The organism is Acidobacteriota bacterium (genome assembly GCA_034211275.1).
Classification (GTDB): domain Bacteria; phylum Acidobacteriota; class Thermoanaerobaculia; order Multivoradales; family JAHZIX01; genus JAGQSE01.
The window spans coordinates 1-4,530 of sequence record JAXHTF010000306.1; the positions used below are offsets into that span (position 1 = coordinate 1).

Consider the following 4,530-nt stretch of genomic DNA (forward strand, 5'->3'; position numbering starts at 1 on the left):
CAGCGCCCATCATCACGAGGCCTACGTGCGCTCAGCGGTGGATGCCGGAGCCCATGGCTATCTGCTCAAGGACGAGCCGGCGGCGACCATCGTGGAGGCGGTGCGGGGAGCCGCCGCCGGTCGCCGGGGATGGCTCAGCCGGGCGGTGGCGGCGGAGCTACAGCAGGCCTGGCACGATCCTCTGACCCCCAAGGAAACGGAAGTCGTGCGACTCCTGGCCCAGGGCCAGGGTGCAGCGGAGGTTGCGGAGGAGCTGGGGATCTCGGTGCGGACGGTGCGCAACCACTTGGGAAACGTCTACTCCAAACTCGATCTCCACAGCCAGCCGGAGGTGGTGGCGTGGGCGTGGCGCAGCGGGTTGGCGGGGTTGGAGTAGGAGAAACGGGGAGAAAGAGCCGGACGGCCCGCGCTGCAACGATCAGCGGCGGGCCGTCCGTAGATTCGAGACGCAAAGAGAGGTGTTAGCCGCAGCAGCCGTTCCACAGGCAGGTCGGGTACTGATACGGGCAGCCGATGTACTCACAGCGGATGGGGTGGCAAACCGGCTCCGCCTGGGGAGCGGCGAAGAGCGGCTCCATGTTCAGGGCCTCGAGGAGCTCGGCATCGGCGGTAGCCGCCGGAGCTTCGGTGACCTCAACCTGCGTGACCTCGACCTGCTGGTCCTGAGCCGGCTGGGCGTCGTCGGCGAAGGCGCCCGGGGCGACGGTGAAGAGCAAGGCGATGGCGAAGAGCAGAGCAAGAGTGGTTTTCATGATCAAAAATCCTCGTAGAAGGAACGTTCAAGATATGGGTGCCCAAGTCCCTATCAGCCTTGGGATTCATCGCCCCTGGGCCAACGGAGACGGGAGCAGCCTCAAGAGAGAACAGGCCCGAATTCGTTTGGATCCATCGAAGTATCGGTGCATTTCGAGTATTGGTCATGTCTTCATGGGCACCAAGAGTCATTCGCCACGGGCCGGCATGGGGCAAACGACTCAGGTGCCGGGGGCGGTTCTTGCGGTAGCTTGCTGAGAGTGAAGTTGCGAAGACAGGTCGTGGTGGGCTGCTTGGGGCTGGTTATGCTGCTCTGGGGCCTCGGCTTCTGCGGTTCCGGTGGGGTTGTCCGGGCTCAGGAGCTCTCCACCAGCGCCTACCGAGTCCCTCCGGAAGCTCTGGAGTGTCTCGCCCTGGAGTCGCGGCCCGAGGCCCTGGAGGCGGACCCGAGCCGCCGATGGCTTCTGGTGGCGGAGGCAGCAGATCTCGTCCCCGTGGCTCAGCTGGCCTGGCCCGAGGAGCGCCTCCGCGCTCTGCGCTTCTATCCCGCGGCGGCGGCACGGGTGCTGGCCAGCGACTACGCGGTCTTCGGCTTCTGCCCCGTGCAACAACCAACGAAGGGAATGAGCTGGCCCACAGGCGGGGCAGACGACTCTCGCTGCCGCTGGCTGCAGCCGCCGGCGGACGGAGCGCGGCTGCGGGATCCGGTCTTTTCGCCGTCGGGGGACGCTCTGGCCTTCAGCGCGCTGCGGGAACACGGTCTGGAGCTGCACTTGCTGGAAGTCCCCGCTGGCAATCCCCGGAGGCTGGGGACGGTCCGGCTGAACGACCTCTTCGGGCCTGCGTGCTCCTTCTGGCCCGACGGCGGGAGCCTGCTGTGTCGGGTGGCTCCGCCCCGGCCCGCAGCTCCGACCGCCGACATCACACCGCCGCCGGCACCCGAGATCCGAGACGCCACCAACTTCGGCGGTGGAGCTCCGGCTTCGGCGCCTAGAGGCGTTGCTCCCCACCTCCTGGCAGCCCTCGACTCCGAGGTGGTGAGGATCCATCGCGATGGAAGCGTCGAAGAGCTGGCCCCTGCCGGCCCCTGGCGTAGCGCTCGGGTGTCTCCGGACGGGCGCTGGGTGCTCTTGGAGCGGTTGGGAGTCTCCAACGATCGATTTCTGCTACGCCCTCTAGTCCAGGCGCGGGGCGGGGAAGAAGCACCCTCCTTCCTCCAGCCTCTGACCCGGAGGCCGGGACCGGTGCGGCAGGTGGGCTGGCGAGCCGATGCCGCCGCAACCCTCAGCTGGATCGAGACGGCATCGCCGGGGGCAGTACCCCAAGCGAAGACACCCGCAGCGGAAACACTCTGGCTGTGGGGCGCCCCGTGGGGTTCGGGCGAGGGCGGAGCACCGACGCCCGTCTTCAGCACCCGAAAGCGTTTGCACCGAGTGCTGTGGGGCGGCGCTGGGGCCTTGGCGGAGCCGGGAAACACGAGTTCCGGAGCGGTGGTGGAGGTCTTGGAGCCCCGGGGACGGCAGGGAGAACGTTGGTTCGTCGCCTTGCCATCGGCGGCCCGGACCGAGGCTTCGACCCCACGGGAACCGGTTTCTTTGGGCGGCTGGAGCCTCGTCCGGCCCTCGGAGGATCCCGCGTCTCCTCTGACTCGTGATGGACTTTCGGGGGACCCTCTGATGGGGTTGATTCTGGAGCGCGCGGCGGACGGCCGGCTGTGGGTGCACGGGCGCGAGGCGGAGGCAAACGGCGTCTCCCGGCCGGTTCTAAAGCTGCAGAATCCCGCCACTGGCGAGCTGGAGGTGGTTTGGCGCAGCCCCGCCGATCGTTTTGAACGGCCGGTGGCGATGGTGCAGCCCAGCGGCGAGGCTCCCGGCTTGCTGGCGCTACGGGAGTCGGCGGGAGAGCCGGGGAATCTCATCCTCCATCGCCTCGAGGGCGGCGAGAGCGCGGTGCCCATCACCGGCTGGCGGCATCCGACCCCGGAGCTGGCAGCGGTGGAGCAGCGGCGGCTGAGCTACCTTCGGGACGACGGTCTGGCGCTGAGCGCCCGCCTCTACCTGCCACCGGTGGAGACGCGGGATGGGGAGGCGCCGCCGCTGATCTTCTGGGCCTATCCCCAGGATCTGGAGGGCGCAGACGTCTCCGCAGTGGAACACCAGCCGGCGGTGCGCTCGCTACGCCTCGATCCTCTGTCGCCGCTGCTCTGGCTGAGCCGTGGCTATGCGGTGCTGGAAGCGGAGATGCCCATCGTCGGGGGAGCCTTCGGAGAGCCGGGATCGGCTCCCAGCGACAGCTGGCGCCGACAGCTGGTGGCGGATGCTGCCGCCGCCCTCGACGCCGCCGCGGCTACCGGGGCCGTAGACGTGCAGCGAGCGGCGGTGGTGGGCCACTCCTACGGCGCTCACATGGCGGCGGCGTTGCTCGCCCACAGCGACCTCTTTCGTGCCGGCGTCGCCCTTTCCGGTGCCTACAACCGGACCCTCACTCCCTTCGGATTCCAGGACGAGGAGCGGTCCCTGTGGCAGGCGCCGGAGGTCTACAGGAAGATGTCTCCGCTCCTAGACGCCGACAGCATCGAGGAGCCGCTCCTGCTCATCCACGGTCAGCAGGACGCCCACGACGCCACCCGGCCGGAGCAGAGCGAGGCCCTCTACGAGGCCCTGCGCTTCCTCGGCCGTCCGGCGCGGCTGGTGCTCCTCCCCCACGAAGGCCACCGTCCACGGGGCCGGGAGTCGGTGCTCCATTTGCTGTGGGAGATGGATCGGTGGCTCGAGGAGCACCTGGCTCGGCGGTGAGGTCTGCCCCTCAGGGCACCCGACCCGACCACCGGTCGGCATCGCCGGTCTCGAAGCCGTCCTCGAAGACCCCCGGCACCAGATCCTGGGCCAGCCCGTTGATGTACTCCTCGATGGCCGTGTAGCCGGAAGCCATCACCGTCGAATGGTCCGTGGGATCGGTGGGATCGAGCCCGCGGTCGGTCTCCCAGCCGTCGTCCATCCCGTCATCGTCGGCATCGCCGTCGTCCGCCGGTGGCGTGGGCACGGGGCTCAGGCCCTGCATCCAGTCCGCCGGCCGGCGATTGCCCCAATTGCCGGTGCGGGTCGCCGTCTCCGCCACCGCCCAGCCGTTGACCACGTCCCGGGGGAAGGCGCCGACGCCGTGGAGCACCTTCTCCAGCACGGTAGACGACGCGTCGGCGGGGATGGGGACGTAGCCGGCATGGGAGCTGAAGTCGAAGCGGCCGACGGTGTTGAACTGACCCGACGTGATGCCGCAGCAGAAGAAGGTGTACTCATCTCCGAAGCCCGGGGTGGTGAAGGGATTGTCCACCCGGCCGACGAAGCTGCAGGGATCATCCACGTAGTTGTCCCACACCCAATAGCGGCTGGGGATGGGGGTGGTGGCGTTCTCCGGATCGAACCAGAAGGGAGCGAGGGAGATGTCGGAGCCGGCGAGGTAGACATTGCCTACCAGGTTGAAGTCGCCGCCGGCGATGTTGTGGTGCACGAAGCCTTCCCGCCCGTTGTAGACGACGTTGTTGATCACGTCCGCCGGTCCGGTGGAGAGGGCCGGCGTACGGTTTCGAGCATGGGCGAAGAGGTTGTGGTGAATGGAGATGCGGCCGCCGGGGGGATCGGAGCCGTCGCAGCTGCTCGAATCCTCACAGGGGCGATGGTTGATCACGCCCTTGTGGTGAGTCCAGCCGTTGCCGGGATCGTAGATGGGATAGGTGATGGCGGACCATTGGATGGTGATGTCGGTGGCGCCGTTCCACAG

At 68.2% G+C, this 4,530-nt stretch carries 4 protein-coding genes; 2 read left to right on the forward strand and 2 right to left on the reverse strand.

Features of this window, described 5'->3' with window-relative positions:
• On the forward strand, positions 1 to 376 hold a 376-nt coding region (locus SX243_25225; GenBank protein MDY7096292.1), incomplete at its 5' end, for a response regulator transcription factor.
• 85 nt (positions 377 to 461) lie between these two features.
• Here the strand turns inward: SX243_25225 and SX243_25230 are convergent.
• Positions 462 to 752 carry a hypothetical protein gene (locus tag SX243_25230; GenBank protein ID MDY7096293.1) on the reverse strand — a complete coding sequence of 97 codons (291 nt, stop codon included), beginning with the start codon at positions 750 to 752 and terminating at the stop codon, positions 462 to 464.
• Between the two features lie 267 nt (positions 753 to 1,019).
• On the opposite strand from SX243_25230, the gene SX243_25235 reads away from it, so the two are divergent.
• A complete protein-coding gene (locus SX243_25235) occupies positions 1,020 to 3,548 on the forward strand; it encodes a prolyl oligopeptidase family serine peptidase (GenBank protein ID MDY7096294.1) in 2,529 nt (842 codons plus the stop codon).
• A gap of 10 nt (positions 3,549 to 3,558) precedes the next feature.
• Here the strand turns inward: SX243_25235 and SX243_25240 are convergent.
• Positions 3,559 to 4,530 (reverse strand): hypothetical protein (locus SX243_25240; protein MDY7096295.1); only part of this gene is annotated, 972 nt, incomplete at its 5' end.